The organism is Neobacillus sp. Soil_C_43, assembly GCF_057656715.1.
Genome location: NZ_JBDGJV010000002.1, coordinates 248,289 through 272,507 on the forward strand (window position 1 = coordinate 248,289; position 24,219 = coordinate 272,507).

Sequence of the window (24,219 nt, forward strand, 5' to 3'; positions counted from 1 at the left end):
AGGGGGAATTGTCCTTGAATAGCAGTATTGAGGTACAGCAAACAAACAAAGAGCTCGTCCAGCAATATAAAAAGAAAAGATGGCGGGACCATGCTGCTTGGAAACGATTTAAAAAGAATAAGCTTGCGGTCTTTGGTGCCATTATCCTTCTGATATTTCTCATTCTAGCAGTTTTGGCACCACTTATATCTCCTTACAGTCCCTATGAATCAACGAAAGGAGAACTTGGGGACATTAATGTCCTAGCACCGCCAGGCGATGGTCATCTACTAGGCACTGATAGTCTGGGAAGAGATATGCTATCGAGGATCATTTATGGAGGGAGGGTTTCCCTAAGTGTAGCATTTGTTGCGGTTATGATTGCGACAATAACAGGGGTATTTCTCGGACTTGTAGCTGGCTTTTATGGGAAATGGGTTGATACTGTAATTATGCGTATTACTGATGTCGTCATTTGTTTCCCGGTATTATTCTTAGCCATTACCGTAGCCACCATTTTAAAGCCCAGCCTTTTTAATGTAATGATTATCATTGGATTGGTTAGTTGGACAACGATGACAAGGCTTGTAAGGGGAGAGGTATTGCGTCTTCGGGAAATGGAATACATCGAAGCCACAAGGGCAATGGGCCAGAACGATGCGATTATCATTTTAAGGCATATCCTGCCCAATATTATGGCACCAATTGTAGTCCAGGGAACGTTACAAACTGCCGAGGCGATTTTAACTGAATCAGCATTAAGCTTTTTGGGAGTTGGCGTACAGCAGCCTGTTCCTAGTTGGGGCAATATGTTAAATGAAGCTACATCGATTATGGTTTTACAATTTAAACCTTGGGTATGGATGCCTGCTGGATTTGCTATTTTACTCACCATTCTTTGTATTAACTTTGTAGGGGATGGCTTACGGGATGCATTAGACCCAAAAGTAAAAAATTAAATAAAGGGGGAAATTGTAATGAAGAAAAAGAGAAGTTTAGTCGGTTTAATTTTCTTAATTTTCACACTACTATTATCAGCTTGTTCTTCTGAGAGTGCTTCCACCACAAAGAACCAAGAGAAAAGCAACGAGCCAGCAAAAGAAGTAAAGGAAAAAGTAGGGGGAACTGTTACCGTTGCCTTTAATAGTGAACCAGGTAATCTTAACCCTGTTATTTGGGCTACTACCTCAGATACGAATGTCACCCATATGATATTTGATTCGCTTGTTATACCCGATAAAGAATTAAAAATGGTTGGTAGTTTAGCAGAAAATTGGGATGTGTCAGAGGATGGAAAGTCTTATATCTTTCATCTTAAAAAGGGTGTGAAATGGCATGATGGGGAGCCATTCACGGCAAAGGATGTTGAATTTACTTTTACATCTTTGGCAGATGGTAAATATGACGCAGGGGCCTATTGGAGAGTTGATCCCATTGTAGGAGCTGCAGAATACAAAGCAGGTAAGGCCGATAAGATAACAGGCATTGAGGTCATTGATGACAATACCATTAAATTTACAACGAAAGAGCCATTTGCACCGTTTATTTCTGGATTATTTATAGGGATTGTTCCGGAACATATTCTAAAAGATGTATCACCTGGTGAATGGGAAAAACATCAGACCAATCGTGCTCCAATTGGAACGGGTCCTTTTAAGTTTGTTAAATGGGAAACTGGACAGTATATAGAATTAGAGGCAAACAAAGATTATTTTGGCGGGGCACCTAAGTTAGATAAGATCATTGTTCGTTTTGGGGATGCGAATACAATGTTAGCATCTGTATTGAGTAAGGATGTTGATATTACCCCAGTACCTGTTGCCGAAACTCCTTCTGTAAGTAGTCTCGACTATGCGGGATTAGTTACTCAAACATCTTTAAGTGTGTACTATGTAGGGTTCAATTCAAAAAATGCTCAGTTTAAGGATGTTAGAGTCCGTCAAGCATTAGCACATGCCATTGATAAGAAAGCAATCGTTTCTACTATTCTTGGTAAATATGGTCAAGTTGCGGATGATATTTTCCCATCTAAGCATTGGTCACATAATCCTGATCTACCAATCTATCAATATGATACAGCTAAGGCCGAGGCATTGCTGGAAGAAGCCGGTTATAAGAAAAATAGCAAGGGAATTTATGCAAAGGATGGGAAGGAACTTAGCTTTACGATGGAAGTTCCTACAGGTACAAAAGAAAGAGAAAAATCAGCTGTTCTCTTAAAAGAAATGTGGGAGAAAGTTGGCGTGAAAATGGAAATTAGATCGCTTGATTTTCCAACGCTGGTCACAAAACTTTTACCGAAAACAAAGGATGGAAAACAAAGAGCAGTAACAAAGGACGATTATGATGCCTATATCCTTGGTTTTGGTGTTGAAGCGGATCCAGATGAATACAGAAGCTATTTCGGAACTGCGTATATGCCGCCTAACGGATATAATTTCGTCAGCTATTCGGATCCAAAAGTAGACCAATTGTTAGAGGAGCAGACCAAGGAGATTGATTTAGAAAAACGCCAAAAATTAATTTGGGAAGTTGGTAAGAAACTTGCTGAAGACGAAATATGGATTCCATTATATGAGCAGGTTTCACCATTCGTAGTAAATAATAGAGTCTCCGGTTTCGACCCAGATTTTAGAGGTGCTACATTCAATGCTGAAGATTGGGCGATAAAGGAATAAAAAGGTTAGTGGAAAGGGTGATATCGCTCGGACACAAGAGGGAGGTATCACCCTGACTATATGAGGTACCTGTATGGAGGTGTAAGGATGAACAGAAGGATAAACAAGCTGCGTAATTTGATGCAGGAACAGGGGCTGGATGCCTTGTTTATCCAATCCTATGAAAATAGAAGATATTTTTCAGGTTTTTCTGGCAGCAACGGCTATTTGCTTATTACTTCTGGGTATTGCGGCTTGATTACTGATCAAAGATATACGGAACAGGCAAAGGAACAGGCTCCTGATTTTGATGTCATCACACATGGAATTGACCCATTTGTTACGATCCAATCTGTTTTTCAGGAAAAAGAGATTTCGACCATCGGTTTTGAGTCAGAATCACTTTCATTTCACCTATTTAATAAAATTAAGTACTTAATCCAGAAATGTGAATGGGTTCCCCTTACAACTGAACTCCTCAAAATAAGAAGGATCAAGGATGATGAGGAAATTAAAATAATCCGCCAGTCTATTACTATATCAGATCAAGCATTTAAAAATCTAATACCGTTAATAAAACCTGGAATGACTGAAAGGGAAGTCGCAGTAGAATTAGAATATTTGATGGGAAAACACGGGCATGATGGTCCTGCCTTTGGAACAATCGTTGCTGCCGACGAACGTGCCGCACTTCCACATGCAGTTCCTTCAAATAATCAAGTTAAGGAAAATCATTTTCTATTAATAGATTATGGAGTTAAATACCAAGGATATATGTCAGATATGACACGTACTCTCTGGATTGGTATGCCTAACGAGGAATTAAAAGGATATTATCACCTTGTTCATGAAGCTTTAGAACGGGCCGTTGAAGAAGTAAAGCCCGGAATGACCGGTCATGATTTAGATGCTGTTGCAAGGGAAGTATTTTTTAGAGAGGGACTGGAGGGTTACAGTTTAAGAGGTCTTGGACATGGTGTAGGACTACAAATTCATGAAAATCCAAGGATTGTCTTGCAATCTGAAGAGGTATTAGAACCGGGAATGGTGTTCACCATTGAACCAGGATTATATATACCTGGAAAAGCGGGTGTTCGGGTGGAGGATGTTGTCCTAGTTACGAACAACGGTTGTGAAGTTCTGACTAATACACCGAGACATATCCATATCTAAGTCAAAGGAGAATGGCTATGGAAAACTTATTGGAGGTCAGGAATTTAAAAACTTATTTTTATCATGATGGCAAGGAAACGGCTGCAGTTGATGGGGTCACTTTTGACTTAAAAAAAGGGGAAACTTTAGGAATAGTGGGGGAGTCGGGAAGTGGTAAGAGTGTTACCTCACTGTCCATTTTGCAGCTCATATCTAAGCCGCATGGAAAAATTATAGAGGGTGAAGTAGTTTTTAAAGGAAAAGATCTCGTGAAAATGGGAGAAAAAGAGATTAGAAAAATAAGAGGAAATGAAATCTCCATGATTTTCCAGGAACCAATGACATCGTTAAATCCAGTTTTTACGGTTGGTAATCAAATTATGGAGGTTCTTACACAGCACCAAGGACTTTCGTCTAAAGAAGCAAGAGCTAAGGCAATAGAGATGCTTAAATTAGTGCGAATCCCCTCTGCAGAAAAAAGGGCAGAGCAATATCCTCATCAGTTATCTGGCGGAATGAGACAAAGGGTAATGATTGCAATGGCTTTAGCATGTAACCCGGATTTGCTTATTGCGGATGAACCAACAACGGCACTTGATGTGACAACACAGGCGCAAATATTAGAACTTATGAATGATCTGAAGGATAGGTTGAATACGGCCATCCTTTTGATTACTCATGATCTTGGCGTAGTTGCGGAAACAGCCGATAAAGTTGCTGTAATGTACCTTGGCAGGATTGTGGAATATGCCGATGTCGAATCATTCTTCGAATCTCCCAAGCATCCTTATTCTATTGGACTACTCAAGTCAATTCCTAATATAGATGGCAGGGTGGAACGGCTGAATCCAATTACTGGGCAAGTTCCGCATCCTTCTGAAGTAACACAAGGCTGTCGTTTTGCAAACAGGTGTGAATATGCACAATCCATTTGCCAGCAGGAGGAACCACCGCTTAATGAATGTAAAGATCGTAAAATTAGGTGTTGGATCTATTCAAACCAATGGCCAGGTGGAAAGGGGGATTTAAATGGCAGAGAAATTGCTACAGGTGGAAAATCTTAAAAAGTGGTTTCCTGTCGAGGGAGATAAGTTATTTACCAAGACCACGAGCGTTGTTAAGGCAGTTGATGATATAAGCTTTTATATAGAAAAAGGTGAAACTCTGGGACTTGTTGGTGAGTCTGGGTGTGGAAAGTCAACTGCAGGTAGGGTTATTCTTCGATTAATCGAGGCAACCGAAGGTCGTATTCTCATCGAAAATGAGGACATTCGAGCACTCACATCCAAAAATTTAAAACAAAAAAGAAAGGATATGCAAATTGTATTTCAGGACCCTTATGCCTCACTAAATCCACGCTTAAAGGTAGAGCAAATTTTGGAAGAACCAATGTCTATCCATTTAGACATATCTAAAAAGGAACGAAAAGAAAGAGTCAAGCAAATTATGCAGGATGTTGGATTAAACCATGCCTATATCGACCGGTATCCGCATGAATTTTCTGGCGGCCAGAGGCAAAGAATCGGTATTGCCAGGGCATTGGCTGTGAATCCAAAACTAATTATCATGGATGAACCAGTGTCGGCACTCGATGTATCTGTACAAGCACAGGTATTAAATCTAATTCAGGACCTTCAAAAGAAATATGGTTTAACCTACTTGTTCATCACACATAATCTAGGTGTCGTTAAGCATATTTCAAACCGGATTGCTGTCATGTACCTAGGGAAAATAGTAGAGATCGCGGATCGTGATGAATTTTTCGACAATGCTAAACACCCGTATTCTCAAGCGTTATTGTCTGCCATCCCAAGACCAGATCCCAAATTAAAAAGGAAACGGATTATCTTAAATGGGGATATCCCGAGTCCGGTGAATCCACCTGAAGGTTGCCGGTTCCACACTCGTTGTCCATACGTGATGGAGGAATGCAAGTCGATATCTCCAGAATTAAAGGATACAGGAAATGGCCACTGGGTTGCTTGTCACCTTCGTTAAAGACTAGAAAGGGAGAGTAATATGAAAAATTACGATGTCATTATTGTTGGAGCTGGAATAATTGGCTGTTCCATTGCTTATTTTCTCACCGAAAAAGGTTATTCAAATGTATTAGTTATTGATAAAGGTGGAATCGCATCGGATATTACCGGGATTTGCCCAGGTGGTGTCAGGCAACAGTGGGGTACAGAAATTAACTGTATCATGTCTAAAGCATCAACAGAGTTTTTTAAAAATATTAATGCATATCTTGAGCCTGAACATGAAATAAAATTTAGAGAAGTTGGATACCTTTATACCTTCCATTCCGAAGAAGCAAAAAGGAAATATGCTCAGAGTGTGACATTACAAAACTCACTTGGAATTCCTACTAAGTTTTTATCCCCTTTAGAGGCAAAAGAAATTGTACCAGGTATTAACGAATCAAGTTTCATTGCAGCTTCCTTTTGTGAAACCGATGGGTTCGCAGATGATGCTTATCATGTTACGCATAGCTTTGCGACAGCTGCCAAGCGGAAAGGTGTTCAATTCATAAATGATGATGTGGAGCGAATCATTGTAGAGAATGGCGTGGTTAAGGGAGTTTATTGTAAAAATCGTGGGAGCATTACTTGTGATAAAGTCGTGAATGCGGCTGGATTGGGTTCTAAAGGATTAGCAAAAACTGCTGACATTGATTTGCCTATTAATTTTGAAGTAAGACGAATTTTATATACCAATCGGGTTACAGAACGAATTCTTGAGCCCCTGCTTATTTCATTTGAAATGGGGTTTGCTGCCAAACAATTAACCGATGGGACTATATATTTAAGTTATCTTGGAAAAGACTTGCAGCCACCGTTTAATATGTTTGATTTTCAGTTAAGGGCTGCAGAAGTCGGAACAGAAATTTTTCCGCCTCTTACGGATCTTGTCATCCATTCACATGTTGATGGTACATACGACAGTACTCCGGACCATCAGGCTATTCTAGGTTGTGTAGATGGTTTACCAGGTTATTATCAGGCGGTGGGGATGAGCGGTCATGGGTTTATGATGTCACCTGCGGTTGGGGAAGCTGTAGCCACAATCGTAGCTGAACAAACACCAAAGATTGATGTTTCAAGTTTAAATTATCGGCGATTTAAAAATAACCAGCTGATTTTTGAACCAAGTGTGGTATAGGAGGGAAAGATAATCTTGAATACATTTACGATTACCTTTTTAGATTCAGATGTTTCACTCAAGGCAAGATTATTAAATGAGAAGGCCCCTTCAACAAGTGCCGCTTTCATGAGATTGCTTGGGAACCCTATTTATACTACCGGAAGGCATGCAATGTATACAGGGAAGGAAATTTCTATCCAATTGCCAGTAGATGTTTGTAAAGATACATCTCTTCATGATCCAGCAAAAGAAAATCTAACGTGTTTCCCTCAGCCAGGAGATATTCTTTTTACCTTTATGCCTGAGTACGCATGGGGGGGAATTCCAACTCCAATCTATGATTTTGGGCTTTTTTATGGAAAAGATGCACGCACCTTTTTTCCAGCTGGTTGGATTCCGGGTAATCTTTTTGCAAGAGTGGTAGAAGAAGATTTGGTGGAACTTGAGGAAATTGGCAAAGTCATTCATATGAAGGGACAGCAAAAAATAATGATAAGCCAGAATCTTAAATAATCCAAAATTATTAAATTGAGCGCGCCTGTTTTAATAGGTGCGTTTTTAATTTCAAAAAAATTGCTAGCCTAATATTAGGCTAGACTCAATAAGTATAATAGGGGGAATCACAAAGTTAAACGGCTTAACTGAGCTAAACTTTCATAAATGTCTTCTTTGGTATTATAAATATGTGGTGCGACACGGATGACATCTTTTCGAGCCGATACAATGATGCCTTGCTCTTTCAATAAATATTCAATCTTATTAGCATCCTTAACATAAATTGCTGTGCTGGCACCTTTCGTTTGTAAATCTAATGGACTAGCAATCTGAAATCCCATTTGAGTAGCCGTTTCTAAAGTATAAGATGATAAATTGTACAAATGTTGCTCTATTGCCTTTATCCCAATCCCATTTATGAAAGATAGAGCTGCATCAGCGATATAAGCATTAACTACTGGAGGGGTCCCAGTATTAAATCGCTGCGTAGACTCAGCTAATTCCAATGATTTTAAATTAAAGTCAAATGGGTTTTTCTGCCCAAACCAACCAATGGTCGAGGGTGATAATTGCTCTGAAATCTCTTTTTTTATATAAAGGAACGAGATGCCAGGTACACCTAGAAGATACTTCTGCATTCCCGTTACCAATATATCAATATCCATATCCTTAACGTCTATTTCTAAACTGCCTGCAGACTGATAGGCATCTACTAAAAGAAGGGATCCCTTTTTATGGGCAATTTTTGCGATTTCTTTAATATCTTGTTTGAATCCATTGTAATAGGAAACATGTGGAATACAGGTAAGTGCTGTTTTCTCAGAAATAAATGAATCATAGTATTCTAGTGGTATAACATTATTAGCCGATGGTATAAATGTAACTTTAAAATTTTGAATTCTTTTTTGTGCCAAGACTGCGTGGCCAATACAAGGAAAATCCATTTCTGTTACACAAACCTCTTGCATATTTAAATCTAATGAGTGTAATATGGATGAAATAGAATCAGAAACTGAAGATAAAATGGCTACTTCATCAGGTCTACAGTTAATAAGTTGAGAGAATTTCACCTTCGCGCTATTCACCTTTTCCATCCAAACATCCCAAGACATGCCTTCTTCTATTAAGCTATTCTTATATGCATCCATGGCTTCAATTACCTTACGTGATATTGCACTTTGTGAACAACTTGAAAGTATGATTTTCTTTTCTAAGATGGGAAATTCCGATCTAATTCCTACTAAATTTTCCATAAACAAAGTCCTTTCATATCAAAATGAGGTGAAGAAAATGAATGATATTGTTAATGAGTTCAATTTGCTAAATCCTTGGCTGGACTATCTTCCTTTCACGTGGCAGGAATTAAAGCCAAAATCCGAACAAATTAGATTTGAAAAGCACGAAACTATTTTCCATCAAAACGAAGTTGGCCATTATATATATTTAATTGAATCTGGACGCGTTCGGTTGTTCTTGATTTCACCAAACGGAGAAGAAAAGGCGCTCGCAATTATCGGGAAAAATGGGCTACTAGGTGAGTGTTCTTTGAATGGTGACTCCCGTTATGCTACTAATGCAATAACCGCATCTGAAGTAATACTACATAGAATTTCAATCCCAACCTTTTTTGATTTTCTTTCGAATAACCCACAATACATTCATCAAACTCTTGACCTTATTACAAAAAAATATCGGCTGTTGTGTTCGCAATCTTTACAATTAAGCTATATGAAAGCCCTGCCGAGGGTTTGTGCAGCTTTCATTCAGCTATCTTTACAATATGGTGTAAAGATAGGTGAAAATCAGGTTCAAGTAACCATTAGTTTTACTCATCAGGAAATGGCAAACTTATTAGGTACTACAAGGGTAACCATTGCAAAGAATATTAAATGGCTTGAAGATCATTCATATATTGTGAAAAAAGGAAAGTTATATATGATTAACAATATTGAGGAACTTGCTGAATTGGCAAATGAAAAAATGCTATTTCCTTAGGTTTATTATATTTTGAAAGTTCAAAAAATAATGTAAAATAGTTAACAATGTCATTATTTTTTTGCTTTTGATCTTTTTATGGTGTCAGGTACCAATAAAACAAATCTATCTAAGTAGAAACGTCTTCTTTTTTATTGTTTACTTGAAAGATTTACGTGCAAGAGGCTGAAGTGGCGCCTCTTTTTTTTTCTGAAAATTAAAAGTTTATGTCATTTGATGTCTGAGTTATAATGTGAAGTATGTTGCAAAATCTATTGTCTAATCAGCTAATAAGAACTTAGTTAAGTAAGATGGTCTTAACCTGAGACCGATTCACAAATACGAAATTAATTAGAGGAGACGATAACATTGTCATTAGAATTATTATCAAAAAACACAGCAGAAGTCATTCATGCTTTTATTAGTCAGCCTCATTGGGATAAAGTTGAGCGGGAAGAAGGGGTTAAAAAGGTTTTAATAAAAATAAGAGAAGGTGTAGGTTCGCACGAAGAGTATTTAGAGGAACTCTTAGAAATTGTAACCTTTCAATACGCAAATACAAATACGGCCATCTCATTTTTAGCACAGTGTATTGAAGAAGAACAGTTTTTCCCACTAGAAATTTTCCATTCTCTCATGGCGGATGTTCCTAAACAAGTACAAGAAACTAATTTCCTTGCAGAAAATATGCCTCGGTTTCAACAGTTAGTTTACCAAGGCTCGGACATTAAAGAGCAAGTAATCCATGCTGAAGGTGTTTTTTTCCATACCAAGCTAGTAAATGATTTGTTGGTTGAATTTATAGGGACATTCTTGCAACCGGATAATAGGGACTTCATGGTGAACTTCATGGAATATTCAACAAAAGTAGTCATTGATACGGTTATGAATTTATGCCAAACGTATGCTAATCATATTATAGAAGAGCTGAATGCCATTCATTCAGCTAGATAGGACAGCTCTTTTTGCGAGTAAAGCTGTCGTTTTAAAAAAATAATCCCCCTTGATTTTTTCGAGGTTCGGGTGGATTATCACACCACAATAGCTGCCCTTTTGAGGGGACCATCTATTGATTGACCAGACATGTTACAGAATGTCTGGTCTTTTTTCTTATGGTAGTTTTTTCTGCTATATCATCTGCCAATGTTGAGGTTGTGAAGTTGATCGAGAAGCAAAATATGATTCGGAAAAAGTACTACTTGAGTTCACCAATGAATCATATTCTGTGTAAAAAATCATGGTTTCCCTTATACTATACAAGAAAAACAAACGGGAGGGACAAACATGCATATTGAAATGTGGACTGATTTTGCTTGACCATTTTGCTATATTGGCAAAAGGCATCTGGAGGATGCCATTAAACAGATTGACCATCCGATTGAAGTAACGTATCGTTGCTACGAATTGGATCCGACAGTGGGTCGGGACATTAAAGAAAACATTTATGAAGCGTTAGCAAAAAAATATGGGATGAGTATCGAGCAAGCTAAAGCCAATACTGAACGAATGGTTCAAATGGCGAAGGCAGCTGGGTTGGATTACCATATGGATACGCTCATTTTAACAAACACCTTCGATGCACACCGTGTGACAATGTTTGCTAAAAAGCATGGTTTAATGAAAGAGATGACAGAGCGCATTTTACATGCTTATTTTACGGAATCCAAGCATATTGGCGATCATAAAACATTAACAGATTTGGCGGTAGAGGTAGGGTTAGACCGGGTAGCTGTTGAAAACATGCTTGCTAGTGACGAAATGGCTAATGACGTACGTGCGGATGAGCAAACCGCACAGCAGTACCGGATTACAGGTGTCCCATTCTTCCTAATTAATAAAAAGTATGCCCTATCTGGTGCACAACCAACTGATGCATTTGTTCAAGCATTGAGAAAAGTCATTCAAGAGGATGAAATCGTTGTGTTAAACAACGATGATGGAATCGTCTGCGATGAAAATGGTTGTGAAATACCTAAAAAGTAGGATGCTGCCATACAAAAAACAACCTGATTCAATTTCAGGTTGTTTTTTACTAATCAGTAAATAATAATAACAAAATGATGAGGAGGTATATCTGGTAGCATGTTTGCGACAATGCTCCAGGTAAATAGTTTTGAATTATCAAACGTATGATCAATGGAATGACGAGATTTGGGCCGATGCAGGCTTCATCTATAAACAGGCTTTTAAAGAGAAGGGAGCAAAACCAGAGGACATCATTCGAAACATGTTTCAAAAAGGGATTTGCTATTTACATGTGGGATATTTGGATGGCCAAATCGTAGCGATGGCCCTTACCGGTAAATTGAATGAAATGGATGCCTTATTAATTGATTATTTGGCTGTTCACCCAGATTATCAAAACCAGGGGTTAGGCAAGAAAATGGTGAACTATATTCATGAATGGTCTCTGGGTAAAGATCACTTTGATGCATTAATCATTGAGGTTGAAGCAGAAAAAACACCGGTAAACATTAAAAGAATCCATTTTTGGCAGAAGTGTGGTTTTACTTTGACTGATTATATTCATCATTATATATGGGTGCCGGAACCTTATCAGGCAATGTATGTTCAAACCAAGTCTAAGCATAAGGACTTTACTGGTGAGGATTTGTTTAAGCATATTGGAAAGTTCCATAAAGCATCGTTTCAGAAAAAGAGATAGAAACCTTAGGACTTTTGACTACCAAAATTTACAGCTATCTTCCAATCTGTATAGATGATATATTTGTCTTGTAAGTTCTTAACCGAACTTTATTGAAGTAGTTCTTCATACAGAGAAGTACTCAAGAGGCTGAAGAGGCGCCCCTGCTAAGGGTGTAGGTCGGGTAACCGGCGCGAGGGTTCAAATCCCTTCTTCTCTGCCATAATTTTAAAATGCGGGTGTGGCGGAATTGGCAGACGCACCAGACTTAGGATCTGGCGCCTTCGGGCGTGGGGGTTCGACTCCCTTCACCCGCATCATAGTCCAACAACGACACTAGGAAACTGGTCAGGGCAGGAATGCAGCAGCCATAACTAGTGAAATTGTGTGGGCTATTACATAGTGCGAAAACGAAAACGCTAATCTCTTTTTGAGGTTAGCGTTTTTTCTTTACGGTTTTGGACTCGAAAAGTTGTGGTATACATGGAAAAAGGATAGGAGATGATCTTATGGATGAAAAACACAGCTATTTTATTAATATACAATCTCACGAGATTTTTACTGAACCTAATGGAGCGGAATGGGATTTTAGGATTTACGCAACGGAAAGTCAAGCTGCTGTCCTTGAACGGCTATTTGATAAAACCGATGAAACCGATTGGGAAAGTTATATCCGGGCACATATTCCATTTCTTGAATATCATCATCAGCCCGAAAATAAAGAATATGACATACGAATGATGGTGATTTATTCTTTACTCTATTATTTGGGAGATGAAAAAACTCGAGCACACATTCGCGAAATGGGGATCTTGAATAGTGAATTAGAAAACGAACAGGACCTACTAGGGTACCGGGAGTTTTAATGCATTTTAGCACTCAATTTTTGAGTGCTTTTTATTATGATCTAAAAGGAATAAATCACCATTGTTTACGATTGAGGAAGAATGGGTTATAATGAAAATTATTTTTATTTAGCATATCGAAATAAATTGAAATAAGTGAATAACCAAATATTTTTTTAGAAAGGCGATGAACATTGAATAAACCGAGTGGAAAGAAACGAATACAGCTGGCTTTACTTCTAGGATCACTTGGACTATTAGGACCTTTTACAATTGATACGTATTTGCCGTCTTTTCCAACGATTGTAAAAGATTATCACACCACAGCTTCATTGGTTCAAATTAGTTTAACTTCCTGTTTATTAGGTCTGGGTTTGGGGCAATTGATCATTGGTCCAATGAGTGATGTGAAAGGCCGTCGAAAACCTTTGATCTTCTTTATCATCTTGTATCTACTTGCATCGCTGACATGTGCGATTGCACCAAATATCTATTTCCTTATAGTATCCCGTCTAGTCCAGGGCTTTGCTGCAGCAGGTGGACTTGTGATCTCAAGAGCGATTGTCAGGGATCTTTTTAGTGGAAGGGAACTGACCAAGTTTTTTACGATGATGGTGTTAGTGGGGAACCTAGGGCCAATCGTTGCACCGATTGCTGGAGGGGGGATTCTTGCTTTTACCAATTGGCATGGGGTTTTTGTTGCTTTGGCTTGTTTAGGTGCGGTGTTGCTTTTCACTGTTTCATTAAAATTAGAAGAAACTCTGCCAGTAGAAAATCGTGTTCCTAGCAATTTACCACAAATTCTGAAGAACTTTGGTTCATTATTCAGAGATCGAACATTCTTAGGATACGCATTAACACAAGGTTTTACGACTGCCGGGATCTTTGCCTATGTATCTGGGATTCCGTTTGTCTATCAGAATATATATGAAGTCACACCCCAACAATTTAGTTTTTTATTTGGAGTAAATGGAATTGCTTTAATTATTGGAAGTCAGTTGGTTGGCCGTTTGGCAGACATCATTCCGGAGCGGACTTTCTTAAAAATAGGGTTAGCGATTTCTACCTTTGCGGGTGCTTCATTATTAATCGCTTTGTTTTTAAATGCACCGCTTCTCGCCGTAGCCATTCCGATCTTCTTTTTTGTAGGATCTATCAGTATTATTGGAACTACGTGTTTTGCTTTGGCGATTGAAACGCAAGGACATATTGCGGGTAGTGCCTCTGCCTTATTAGGGGTATTGCCTTTTGTCCTCGGCTCCATATCAGCTCCGCTTGTGGGTATAGCAGGGCCGAATACAGGCATTCCAATGGGTGTCATCATCTTCTGCGCTAGTTTTCTGGCATTCCTATCCTATTTTGGGTTAGTACGAAAAGGTGCGATACAGGTGGTAAAACCCACTAAAACATCTATTAAGTTATCTAAACAAAAATAATAATAAATCAAAAAACGCTAAACTCATTTTTATTTGAGTTTAGCGTTTTTTTGTATCAAGTTACTTATTGTTGTTTACCTAAAGCCAATTTTAATCCAAATCCAATTAAGATAACTCCTGTTGTCTTATCCATAATCCTTTGCACTTTCGGAGATATAAGCCATTCGCGCAAATAGTTAATGAAAAAGACATATACAAAGAACCAAGTGATGGATAGGAATGTGTATATAACACCCATAATAATCAGTTGTTTTGTAACTGCAGCTCCCGGTTGAACAAATTGGGGTAAAAAGGTTAAGAAGAACATGGCCACCTTAGGATTGAGTACATTTGAAAAGAGACCTTGTTTAAAAGCGGATTTTTTCAAGTCAGAATGATTTTGCATTTCAATATTAGCAACTTTCTTCTTTTTCCTAGAGATGAAAGAAGATAATCCGAGGTAAATCAAGTAAATGGCACCCGCATATTTAACAATTTCAAAAGCAAGGGCAGACTGCATTAATATAGCGGAAAGGCCAAAGGCAGCAGCGAAGGTATGCACCAATGAGCCCGCTGTAATACCTAAAGCCATTTTATAGCCATCTGTTCTTCCATCTGAAATCGTCCTCTTTGTAATAAGTGCTGTATCGATTCCTGGACTCATGACAACGAATAATGAAAGGATTAAAAACGTAAAGAAGTCATTCATTCTCTCCACTCCTTCCTGACTTGTAAAATACAAGTGGGTAAAATATAATTTTATAAAGTTAAATATAATTTAACGCATTTACAAATAGTTGTTAATTTTTATTTAATAAAATTTAATGATATTTAACAAGAGGAGTACAATGGAAAATATAGATATTGGTAAAAAAGTGGAGAAATTCAGAAAAGCAAGAGGTTTAAGTAATAGAGAATTAGCGGAAATAGCTGAAATCACACCGTCCATGTTAAGTCAAATTGAACGAGGGTTAGCCAATCCTTCCATTCAAACTCTAAAGGTATTAGCTAAGGCGCTTGATGTTCCTACTTTTAGTTTTTTACTAGAAGAGGCAAATACAGCTGATTTAGTTGTAAGGTCAAATGAGCGAAAAAAAATGATTGTTGATGGTCTTTCATATGAATTATTATCACCTGATTTTTCAGGATCGCTGGCAACTGCGATTATGAATCTTCCTCCGCATTCAGTTTCATCTGAGAAACTTTTGGCACATAAAGGAGAAGAGGTTGCTTTTGTACTGGAAGGAAAAATAAAGGTGTATTTAGAGGATGAACAATACATATTAGAGCCTGGGGATAGTGTAAAGATACCCGCACATATGAAACATAAATGGGAAAATCATTTTAATGAAAAAGCATCAATCCTTTTTTCGGTCACTCCACCGGCTTTTTAAAATCCTGGTTGAACGTACAACAGGGGAAATTTACTAAAAAAACTGCTTAAATCAAACAAAAATGACCAGCTAATTTGTTGGTCATTTTTTATTTTACTGTTTATTATGTTTTCGAAAGGTAACGGACCTGTTAAATCAATCCGCTTCTCTTATCAAAATTACAAACCTTTTGCTGAATCACGAACTGGTGCTTGCAAGGGAACAGCAGGTGCTGTGGGTGCTGTAACTTGCACTAGGCTCTCTCCAATGGTAGTATAACCGGCTGAAGGACCTCGTTTTTTTCTACCAGACCCCACACCAATTTGTAAAGCTCCAGTATTGGTCATTGTGCCGATTTTCAGAAAATTGATTTTAAATGCTTGTTCTACTTTATTCTCCATATCAATCACCCACCCATCATGATTATATGCTAAGAATGAAACTTACGTTACCTTTCTTAGATACGAATTAAATTCGTGCCATTTTTTTCTATTGGTGAATACACTTAAAATAACAGCATTTCACTGAACAGCGAGAGGTGGTGACAACATCATGTTTTCTGTGACAGGAATGCAGGGATTTGAGTTATTTTCTTCTGTTCATATCTGGACATTAGTGGCATTCTTTGTAGCCTGTGGTGTTTTAGTGTATTTTAGAAACAAACGTAAGATGTATCAGCAGATTATTAAATGGACACTGTTTCTTCTTTTAGCAGCCTGTGAGATTTCCTCGCATCTATGGCTAATTTTAACCGATCAATGGGATGTGAGTGATCTTCCCTTACAGCTGTGTTCACTTAGTACCTTTTTAGCAATGTATTTATTTTTGAAAAAGAATCATAAAATGTTTTATTTGTTATATTTTTTCGGTACACTTCCTCCATTTTTAGCAATGGTTACACCAGAAATGGTCTACACATTCCCACACTTTCACTATATTGAGTATTTCCTTCATCATTCAGTCCTTCCGTTAGCCGCATTGTATTTTATCCTATATGAAGGTTACAGAGTTCCAAGAAAAGCTATCTTGTTTAGTTATGTAACCGCTAATATTATTGCCGTTCCCATATTTATCTTGAATAAGCTGATTGACACGAACTTTTTCTACCTGGCAGCTCCAACAAAATCAGAAACCATTCTCACATTCTTTGGAACTGGGATTATGTATTATATCAATCTAGAGATTGCTGCACTGATTGTATTTGGTATTACCTATATTCCAATGGGAATTTTACAAATGATAGAAGAAAAACAAAAAGGTGAAGGAAGCGGGTTAAGTTGACACATTCAATAAAAGTGCAGTAAAAGGATGGAGACTAAAAAACCCGAAATGAAAGGCTCAGTTCACTATACTGAGCCTTTTCCTATATTTTGTTTTCAATTTCCTTTTTACAATATTTCGATAAACCCTTCTGTCCCATGTACGCGAATTCGTTGGCCATCTTTTATTAGTTTGGTAGCATTTTCTACACCAACAACTGCCGGTAAGCCATATTCACGTGCGATAACTGCTCCATGGGTCATCAGGCCCCCAACTTCGGTGACTAAGCCTTTTATGGATACAAACAATGGTGTCCAGCTAGGGTCAGTAAAGGGGGTGACTAATATATCTCCATTTTCTAAAGCAGCATCTTCCATGTTTAAGATGACACGCGCGCGTCCCTCTATCACTCCAGAAGAAACAGGTAGACCTACAATCGCTTCGGCTGGGAGATTTTCTCGTTTGTATTCACCTGCAATGATTTCACCATCGGAGGTAATCACACGTGGGGGAGTTAGTTTTTCGTATAATTTATACTCGTCTTTTCGTTTGCTGATAATCTGGTAATCCAGTTTATTTGTGCGTACGACTTCGCCAAGTTCTTCAAAAGTAAGATAATATATATCTTCTTTTTCATGAATAACGACATCTTGTACGAGTTTTTCGGCTTCTTTCAGTAATGCCTGTTTGTAAACAAAGTAGCGATTGATCATGCCGTATTTTGGATATTCCCTAAACCCGCTGAAATTCCGAATGATGCTAATCATTCGTTGTGTCTCTTTGGCTTTTTGTTTACCATCCGGCAATTGCTTCAATCGATTTAATAACTCTTGTTCTTTTTTCAAGGCTTCCTGCAGGCCTTCTTCAAATTTCCGGCGGCTGGCATTCGGCTCAAAGTTTTTGATATTACCAAGAATCACGGGGATTAGTGTAATTGGTTTCTCGCACCAACGGGTTCTCGTAATATCAATTTCTCCGGCACATCTCATTCCATATTTATCGAGAAAAGTGATTAGTGCATCTCGCACTTTTTCTCCACCTTCAAACTTCACGATTTTCTCCAAAAAGTTATCATCTTTTACATGTTGTAAATAATCAATGACTTCTGGATAAGGACGAATCACATCTGCAACATCCATTAACGCTAGACCCATTTCTGAAGTAATATTGTTTGGTACAGATTGAGAAAGTGTGTCTGCTGCGTTTTTTTCACCTAACCACTCGTTCATTTTTTCATTGATCCATAATAAAGCATTCATCGCTACCCTAATGATAGCCGAACTTTGTTGGTTAAATAAAATCTTCTTTAATTCCTTAAGATCTTCTAAAATAAATTCAAAAACTTGTGAACCTGATTTCGTTTGAATGTTTTGTTTTAACTCTTCTACGGATGTTTGACTAGTCTTGATTAAATTCGTTACTATGGACGGATCATTATCGAATTGTGCCATCATATCTGGATTGTTTCTATTAGGACTTGGTGCTTGTTTATCGTCTGGCAACGTTTTTATAAAATCTCCTCGCTCGACTACAGTCATAAGGGCGTCTTTAATGAGCGGTTCGTGTTGCCCCATAACGGTTAATAGATTGTTTCGACTGACAGTTGAAGCGAGTTGTCCTGTGACATCAACAAACAACCTTCCACCAGCTTTACGCATTGGTGCAGGAGTTGTTAACAAGAAAAATGACAATCCCAATGGTTTCATGGGGTCTGTCATCATTTGTTGATGACCGACAGATACATAGACATGGTTTTCTTGATCATTCGCTTCAGGGATAGGGAAAAGAGTCGTGATAGGACGACTCTGGACAATATAAAATGTCTCGTCAACCAAACACCATTCGATATCTTGAGGGCAACCAAAATAGGCTTCAATCTGTCTTCCGATGCGTGCCAGTTGTAAAATTTGTTCATCAGTAAGTGTTTGGGACTTTTGCTGATCAGGCTCGATCAACACGGTCGCTGTTCCGCCTTCTTTTCGTGCATAGATAGCCAATTTTTTTGTGGCTATCATCTTATCGACGATTTTCTGTTCCTGTACTTTGTAACAATCGGCAGATACCAAGCCAGAGACCAGTGCTTCTCCAAGCCCAAAACTGGCATCGATTGATAGCAACTTTCGGTTAGAGGTAATCGGATCAGCGGTAAATAAAATCCCTGATGCTTGTGGAAAAACCATCCTTTGAACGATAACGGATATATAAACCTTGCGATGATCAAATCCGTTTTGCATGCGATAAATCACAGCACGATCCGTATATAGAGAAGCCCAACATTTTCGGATATGCTGCAAGATGGCTTCTTTTCCGATGATATTTAAATAGGTGTCTTGTTGACCAGCAAAAGAGGCATATGGTAAATCTTCTGCAGTCGCACTAGAACGCACGGCATAAGCATTTTCATCGCCATACTTGGAGAGATAGTCGGCAACTGATTTCACCACATCATACGGAATTTCAGCTTCCATAATCATTTGCCGAATCTTCCTGCTGATTTCACCAATTTGATCACGATCCTCTACTTTTAACATGGTTAGTTGATTCAACAATGCTTGAAACGTTTCGTTGTGTTCGATGGCTTTTTGATATCCCACAGTTGTAACGCAAAATCCTTCTGGTACGTGTATTCCTTGAATTTTTGATAATTTCCCTAAATTTAACCCTTTTCCGCCAACAAGCAAAAGCTGTGTTTTTTCTATTTCCTGAAAGCCGAGAGCCAATGAACCCATCCATATCCCTCCAACAAATCACATTAAAGTTCTATTGCATTTTAGCAGTAGTAAATGGGAATAAATAGTCTATTTTGACTGTTTTTTATATGTTATAATTAATATAGGAAGAGTACAAAAATCACCATACAGTAAGTGATGTCCCGGGCCCGAAAATCAATCATTGAAATTTTCAAAACCATTAATGAAAATACCAGCTAAATAATGTAATAAACAGTGGGGAGCATTCGTTCCCCACTGTTTTGTATTTTGGTGAGTTTTTAGAAGCGTCATATATTTTCTATGTTAAAAAATGTCTCAGTCTTCATCCTTCTATTAGATTATTCATGGTACATAAATTTCAAGCAAATAAGTGGAAATAATAAATAGATATCTCCAAAATAGAAGTGTTTTTAGAAATATAGAGAGGAACTTTAGATGAATACAACATTAGAAATGCTGATCCATTTATTTGAACGGGCTGCCTTGCTTTTGATTTGCCTGTTCTTTATGATACGAATCCCGAGGTTTAAGGAATCGCTTCAAAAAGACCGCCATTCACTTACAGAGCGCGTTGTCATTACACTTGTGTTTTGTTTATTTGCCATATTTGGTACCTATTCAGGAATTAATGTGGAAGGGTCACTTGTGAATGTTAGGATTATCGCAGTTGTTTCGGGTGGGATCTTGTTTGGACCTTGGGTAGGAATCATTACCGGGATTGTTTCAGGAGTACATCGATATTTAATTGATATTGGTGGACCCACTTCAATCCCATGTCTCATTACGAGTATTTTAGCGGGGATTGTTTCAGGTTATATTAACCGAAGAGTGAAGAGGTCATTGCGCTGGATTTATGGTATAGCAGCCGGAATGTTATCTGAAATGTTGACTATGGTGCTGATTCTTGTGATGGCGAATCCATTTGAATTAGGTTTAGACATCGTCTCAAAAATCGCCTTCCCTATGATTGCAGGAGAGGTTAACATTGGGCTTATTGTTATGCTAGTGATGAGCGTTGAAGGTGAAAAGGAAATGATTGCTGCGAGACAGGCAAAGTTAGCCCTGGATATTGCCAATAAGACACTGCCTTACTTTCGGTCTATTAACGCGGATTCCCTTAAGAAGATTTGCCGTATTATAAAAAATGATATAAAAGCTGACGCAGTTGCTATTACAGATACCCATAATGTGCTCGCTTATGTGGGCTTTGGAGAAGAACGATATGCAATCGGCCAGGAAATCATAAGTGATTTGACTAAAGAGGCGATTCACAGTGGGAAATTCATTATTCGCAATCAAGTCGCGGATCACCATACTCCCCAAATTCACTCCCTTTTAATTGTTCCTTTTGAGGAACATGGAGAGGTGACAGGAACTCTTAAAATTTATTATCGAAAAGCCTATAAAATGACCCATTCGCTGCAAACTATGGCCATCGGACTTTCACAAATCATCTCCACACTTATGGAGGTATCACGCATTGAGCAGATCAAGGAAGCTGCCAACAAGGCTGAACTGAAGGCACTCCAAACGAAGATTAATCCGCACTTTTTATTTAATGCACTCAATGCGATTGCTTCCACCACACGCAAAAATCCAGAAAAGGCGCGTGAATTGATTATCAATCTTTCTGGCTATATGCGTTACAATTTAGAAGTTAGTGATGAATTGATTGATATTCATAAAGAATTAGAGCAAGTTCGTGATTATGTGCAGATAGAGAAGGCGCGTTTCGGTAGCAGATTAACGGTGGAATACGATATTGACGATGTGAATGTCAACATACCTAGCCTGCTCATCCAGCCTTTAGTTGAAAATGCTATTATCCATGGAATCTTAACGATAAAAGGCCCAGGAGTGGTAACCATTTCAGTTAAGGATTTGGGAAATAAAATAAGAATTAGTGTGAAGGATACGGGAGCTGGAATTAGTGAAGATGTCATTCAACAGTTGCTGCATGATGATGTACCAGCCAACAAAATCGGCTTGTATAATGTTCACCAGCGAGTGAAACTCATCTATGGCCATGGACTGGTCATTCATCGGTTATCACCTGGAACAGAAGTTTTTTTTGATATGGTAAAGGAGAACCTATGAGAGCGATTATTGTGGAAGATGAAATACCAGCTCGTGAAGAACTGGAGTATTTAGTTGAATCCTATAGCGAAATTAAAGTGACCCATTTCTTTGATGATGGTTTAGATGTTTTAAAATTTTTGCAGGAACATGAAACAGATGTAATTTTTTTGGATATTAATATTCCGTCTCTAAATGGCATGTTGTTAGCGAGTACGATAAGTAAATTTACAAAAAGGCCTTATATTGTCTTTACTACTGCCTACAAAGAGCATGCAGCACAAGCTTTTGAACTTGAAGCCTTTGATTATATTTTAAAGCCCTATGACGAGAAGAGGATTGCCGCGATGTTAAATCGGCTCGAATCTGCGTTTAAACGAGATCACGCCGAAACACCTCTCCTAAACAGAAAAATCGAATCGCAGCCGAAATCTCAAGGACAACAAAGAGAAATCTCATCGAAGACGACTAGTCGAATCAATTTGAAAAAGAACGATAAAATTATCGTCACAGATGTGAATGATATTTATTACGCTATAGCTAGTGAAAAAGTTACATTGGTGTATACCCAACAGGAAGAGTACACCATGCCGATGAGCATAACGGAATTTGATTCCCTTTTACCAGAGGATCTTTTCTTTCGCTGTCACCGTTCATATACGGTTAATTTGACCAAAATCCGAGAAATTGTACCATGGTTTAATCAAACTTACATGCTGCGTCTGAAGGGACAATCAGAGGAAATTCCGGTAAGCAGAAGTAAAATGAAAGCGTTTCGACAAATTATGCATCTTTAACAGCCATTCATTCCGAATAATAGGCATCTCATTCTGAAAACGGTTTCTTCTTTTTCTTCGGTGCTATGATGATGATGTAAACAAAATCAAATAAAGATTCTGATGTGAAACATTATCATTTTTTATATGGAAGAAAAGAGGAGATCGCTATGAAATCAACTACAGATCGTCGATGGCTAATTGTGTTAGGAACTATAATTGTACAGATGGGATTAGGTACCATCTATACTTGGAGTCTTTTTAACCAGCCGTTAGTCGAACTCTTTCATTGGAAGTTAAATTCTGTTGCTATTATTTTTTCAATCACCAGCTTCGCCTTGGCATTCTCTACATTGTTTGCCGGGAAGCTACAGGATAAATGGGGGCTTCGACGCTTAATTGGTTGTGCAGGTCTTGTGATGGGAGCTGGATTAATCCTTAGTTCTCAGGTCTCGTCATTGTGGATGCTTTATATTTTAGTTGGTATGGTAGTTGGAGCAGCAGACGGTACTGCTTATATCTCCTCCTTATCAAACTTAATTAAGTGGTTTCCTGAGAGAAAAGGACTTATTTCTGGAATTTCTGTTGGTGCGTACGGTACGGGAAGTTTGTTATTCAAATTCATTAACGGTTCACTTATCCAATCAGTTGGTGTGTCCCATGCCTTCTTTTACTGGGGATTAATCGTCATGATTATGGTTGTCGGTGGTTCATTCCTTGTAAGGGAAGCAAAAATGAGTCATGAGCCGAAAACCCTTGATGGTAGCATCCAAAAAGATTTCACAGTTAAAGAAATGCTAAAAACAAAGCAAGCTTATCTATTATTTGTCATATTTTTCACAGCGTGCATGAGTGGTTTATTCTTGATAGGGATTGTTAAGGATATTGGTGTTAGATTGGTAGGACTTGATATTGAAACAGCAAGTAATGCTGTGGCATTAGTTGCCATCTTTAATACAAGCGGACGCATCATTCTCGGGGCATTATCAGATAAAGTGGGCCGCTTAAGGGTGGTATCAGGTGCACTTCTTTTAACTGCGGCAGCCGTTACAGTTTTAAGCTTTGTCCAACTTAATTATGTCTTGTTCTTTACCTGTGTAGCCGGGATTGCTTTCTGTTTTGGCGGAAATATTACTATCTTCCCAGCTATTGTAGCCGATTTCTTTGGCTTGAAAAATCAGAGCAAAAACTACGGAATCATTTATCAGGGCTTCGGAATTGGAGCCATTTCTGGATCATTTATTGCCTCTGCCTTAGGTGGTTTCATACCTACCTTTAAGCTTATTGCCGTATTGAGCATTGTCTCATTACTCATCGCCATGACGATCAAAGCACCGGACTTTGGTAATAAGAAACCGAAGGAAAAAAGGAATCATGGCAAGGTACGTAGCCTTTCACCTGAGACACGGGCAAGTTAATCGTGTGCTATTAAAAGGATGCCGGCATGTTTTATCGGTTTCCAATACGTGGTGCAAAAAAGTAAATCACAATAAGTTTGAGGCGTGAATTCGTATAAGAATTCACGCCTTTATTTTTTGTTGTAATATCAAGGATTTTCCTAAGATTTTTCTAGCAAATTAAAATAGAAATTCTTTAAAGTAACAATACTTTTTGTTCATTGTAAATGCAATTGTGAGTTAGTTTGCCAAAACCATGATTAGCTAACAAAATTGATTTTTCCGGAGGGGCTAGGTCTTTGAAGGGTGAATAATTTGATG

At 38.2% G+C, this 24,219-nt stretch carries 22 protein-coding genes, 2 tRNA genes and 1 other RNA gene; 21 read left to right on the forward strand and 4 right to left on the reverse strand.

Annotated features, from left to right (window positions below):
• The first annotated feature begins 14 nt into the window (after positions 1–14).
• From opp4C to AC3A54_RS05915, 7 genes are all read left to right on the forward strand, one after another.
• Complete coding sequence (opp4C, locus tag AC3A54_RS05885; protein WP_487653718.1) at positions 15–938, forward strand: oligopeptide ABC transporter permease; 924 nt, start codon at positions 15–17, stop codon at positions 936–938.
• Between the two features lie 18 nt (positions 939–956).
• On the forward strand, positions 957–2,657 hold the full coding sequence (locus AC3A54_RS05890; RefSeq protein WP_487653719.1) for a peptide-binding protein: 1,701 nt from the start codon (positions 957–959) through the stop codon (positions 2,655–2,657).
• 87 nt (positions 2,658–2,744) lie between these two features.
• Positions 2,745–3,809 (forward strand): M24 family metallopeptidase, encoded by a 1,065-nt coding sequence (locus AC3A54_RS05895; protein WP_487653720.1) that lies wholly within the window; start codon positions 2,745–2,747, stop codon positions 3,807–3,809.
• A gap of 11 nt (positions 3,810–3,820) precedes the next feature.
• Entirely contained in the window at positions 3,821–4,852 is a 1,032-nt protein-coding gene (locus tag AC3A54_RS05900; protein ID WP_487653721.1) for an ABC transporter ATP-binding protein, read from the forward strand.
• The gene (locus AC3A54_RS05905) at positions 4,818–5,786 is read left to right on the forward strand and encodes an ABC transporter ATP-binding protein (protein WP_487653722.1); all 969 of its coding nucleotides are present in this window, start codon (positions 4,818–4,820) and stop codon (positions 5,784–5,786) included. The genes AC3A54_RS05900 and AC3A54_RS05905 overlap by 35 nt, the downstream gene beginning before the upstream one ends.
• 21 nt (positions 5,787–5,807) lie before the next feature.
• Positions 5,808–6,950 carry an NAD(P)/FAD-dependent oxidoreductase gene (locus AC3A54_RS05910; RefSeq protein ID WP_487653723.1) on the forward strand — a complete coding sequence of 381 codons (1,143 nt, stop codon included), beginning with the start codon at positions 5,808–5,810 and terminating at the stop codon, positions 6,948–6,950.
• Between the two features lie 15 nt (positions 6,951–6,965).
• Complete coding sequence (locus AC3A54_RS05915) at positions 6,966–7,445, forward strand: DUF3830 family protein (RefSeq protein ID WP_335548691.1); 480 nt, start codon at positions 6,966–6,968, stop codon at positions 7,443–7,445.
• A 107-nt stretch (positions 7,446–7,552) separates the two neighbouring features.
• Here AC3A54_RS05915 and AC3A54_RS05920 read toward each other — a convergent pair whose 3' ends face one another.
• On the reverse strand, positions 7,553–8,680 hold the full coding sequence (locus tag AC3A54_RS05920) for an aminotransferase class V-fold PLP-dependent enzyme (protein WP_487653724.1): 1,128 nt from the start codon (positions 8,678–8,680) through the stop codon (positions 7,553–7,555).
• Between the two features lie 37 nt (positions 8,681–8,717).
• Between AC3A54_RS05920 and AC3A54_RS05925 the strand changes: the two genes are divergently transcribed.
• The 9 genes from AC3A54_RS05925 (at position 8,718) to AC3A54_RS05965 (ending at position 14,326) form a co-directional block, all read left to right on the forward strand.
• Positions 8,718–9,422: a Crp/Fnr family transcriptional regulator gene (locus AC3A54_RS05925; protein WP_487653725.1), complete on the forward strand. Its 705-nt coding sequence runs from the start codon at positions 8,718–8,720 to the stop codon at positions 9,420–9,422.
• 348 nt (positions 9,423–9,770) lie between these two features.
• Positions 9,771–10,355, forward strand: coding sequence for a hypothetical protein (locus AC3A54_RS05930; RefSeq protein WP_487653726.1), 585 nt, complete (start codon positions 9,771–9,773; stop codon positions 10,353–10,355).
• Positions 10,356–10,730: 375 nt separating this feature from the next.
• A complete protein-coding gene (locus AC3A54_RS05935; RefSeq protein ID WP_487653788.1) occupies positions 10,731–11,384 on the forward strand; it encodes a DsbA family oxidoreductase in 654 nt (217 codons plus the stop codon).
• 130 nt (positions 11,385–11,514) lie between these two features.
• A complete protein-coding gene (locus tag AC3A54_RS05940; protein WP_487653727.1) occupies positions 11,515–12,066 on the forward strand; it encodes a GNAT family N-acetyltransferase in 552 nt (183 codons plus the stop codon).
• Between the two features lie 111 nt (positions 12,067–12,177).
• Positions 12,178–12,268, forward strand: a tRNA-Ser gene (locus tag AC3A54_RS05945).
• Positions 12,269–12,280: 12 nt separating this feature from the next.
• A tRNA-Leu gene (locus AC3A54_RS05950) sits at positions 12,281–12,362 on the forward strand.
• An RNA gene (ffs, locus tag AC3A54_RS05955) (signal recognition particle sRNA small type) lies at positions 12,362–12,447 on the forward strand. Before AC3A54_RS05950 ends, ffs begins: the two co-directional genes overlap by 1 nt.
• A gap of 107 nt (positions 12,448–12,554) precedes the next feature.
• Positions 12,555–12,911, forward strand: a complete 357-nt coding sequence (locus tag AC3A54_RS05960; RefSeq protein ID WP_487653728.1) for a hydrolase — start codon at positions 12,555–12,557, stop codon at positions 12,909–12,911.
• A gap of 173 nt (positions 12,912–13,084) precedes the next feature.
• A complete protein-coding gene (locus tag AC3A54_RS05965) occupies positions 13,085–14,326 on the forward strand; it encodes a Bcr/CflA family multidrug efflux MFS transporter (protein ID WP_487653729.1) in 1,242 nt (413 codons plus the stop codon).
• A gap of 64 nt (positions 14,327–14,390) precedes the next feature.
• On the opposite strand, the gene AC3A54_RS05970 is transcribed toward AC3A54_RS05965, so the two are convergent.
• A complete protein-coding gene (locus tag AC3A54_RS05970; RefSeq protein ID WP_487653730.1) occupies positions 14,391–15,014 on the reverse strand; it encodes a LysE family translocator in 624 nt (207 codons plus the stop codon).
• Positions 15,015–15,153: 139 nt separating this feature from the next.
• On the opposite strand from AC3A54_RS05970, the gene AC3A54_RS05975 reads away from it, so the two are divergent.
• Positions 15,154–15,699, forward strand: a complete 546-nt coding sequence (locus AC3A54_RS05975; protein ID WP_487653731.1) for a helix-turn-helix domain-containing protein — start codon at positions 15,154–15,156, stop codon at positions 15,697–15,699.
• A gap of 158 nt (positions 15,700–15,857) precedes the next feature.
• Here AC3A54_RS05975 and AC3A54_RS05980 read toward each other — a convergent pair whose 3' ends face one another.
• Positions 15,858–16,079: a hypothetical protein gene (locus AC3A54_RS05980; RefSeq protein WP_487653732.1), complete on the reverse strand. Its 222-nt coding sequence runs from the start codon at positions 16,077–16,079 to the stop codon at positions 15,858–15,860.
• 151 nt (positions 16,080–16,230) lie between these two features.
• On the opposite strand from AC3A54_RS05980, the gene AC3A54_RS05985 reads away from it, so the two are divergent.
• Positions 16,231–16,959 (forward strand): YwaF family protein, encoded by a 729-nt coding sequence (locus AC3A54_RS05985; RefSeq protein ID WP_487653733.1) that lies wholly within the window; start codon positions 16,231–16,233, stop codon positions 16,957–16,959.
• A 107-nt stretch (positions 16,960–17,066) separates the two neighbouring features.
• Here AC3A54_RS05985 and ppsA read toward each other — a convergent pair whose 3' ends face one another.
• Positions 17,067–19,667, reverse strand: coding sequence for a phosphoenolpyruvate synthase (ppsA, locus tag AC3A54_RS05990; protein WP_487653734.1), 2,601 nt, complete (start codon positions 19,665–19,667; stop codon positions 17,067–17,069).
• 417 nt (positions 19,668–20,084) lie between these two features.
• Here ppsA and AC3A54_RS05995 point away from each other — a divergent pair, with 417 nt between their 5' ends.
• The 3 genes from AC3A54_RS05995 (at position 20,085) to AC3A54_RS06005 (ending at position 23,919) form a co-directional block, all read left to right on the forward strand.
• On the forward strand, positions 20,085–21,746 hold the full coding sequence (locus AC3A54_RS05995; RefSeq protein ID WP_487653735.1) for a LytS/YhcK type 5TM receptor domain-containing protein: 1,662 nt from the start codon (positions 20,085–20,087) through the stop codon (positions 21,744–21,746).
• Positions 21,743–22,522 (forward strand): LytR/AlgR family response regulator transcription factor, encoded by a 780-nt coding sequence (locus AC3A54_RS06000; RefSeq protein WP_487653736.1) that lies wholly within the window; start codon positions 21,743–21,745, stop codon positions 22,520–22,522. The genes AC3A54_RS05995 and AC3A54_RS06000 overlap by 4 nt, the downstream gene beginning before the upstream one ends.
• A 149-nt stretch (positions 22,523–22,671) precedes the next feature.
• The gene (locus tag AC3A54_RS06005; RefSeq protein WP_487653737.1) at positions 22,672–23,919 is read left to right on the forward strand and encodes an L-lactate MFS transporter; all 1,248 of its coding nucleotides are present in this window, start codon (positions 22,672–22,674) and stop codon (positions 23,917–23,919) included.
• Positions 23,920–24,219 lie beyond the last annotated feature (300 nt).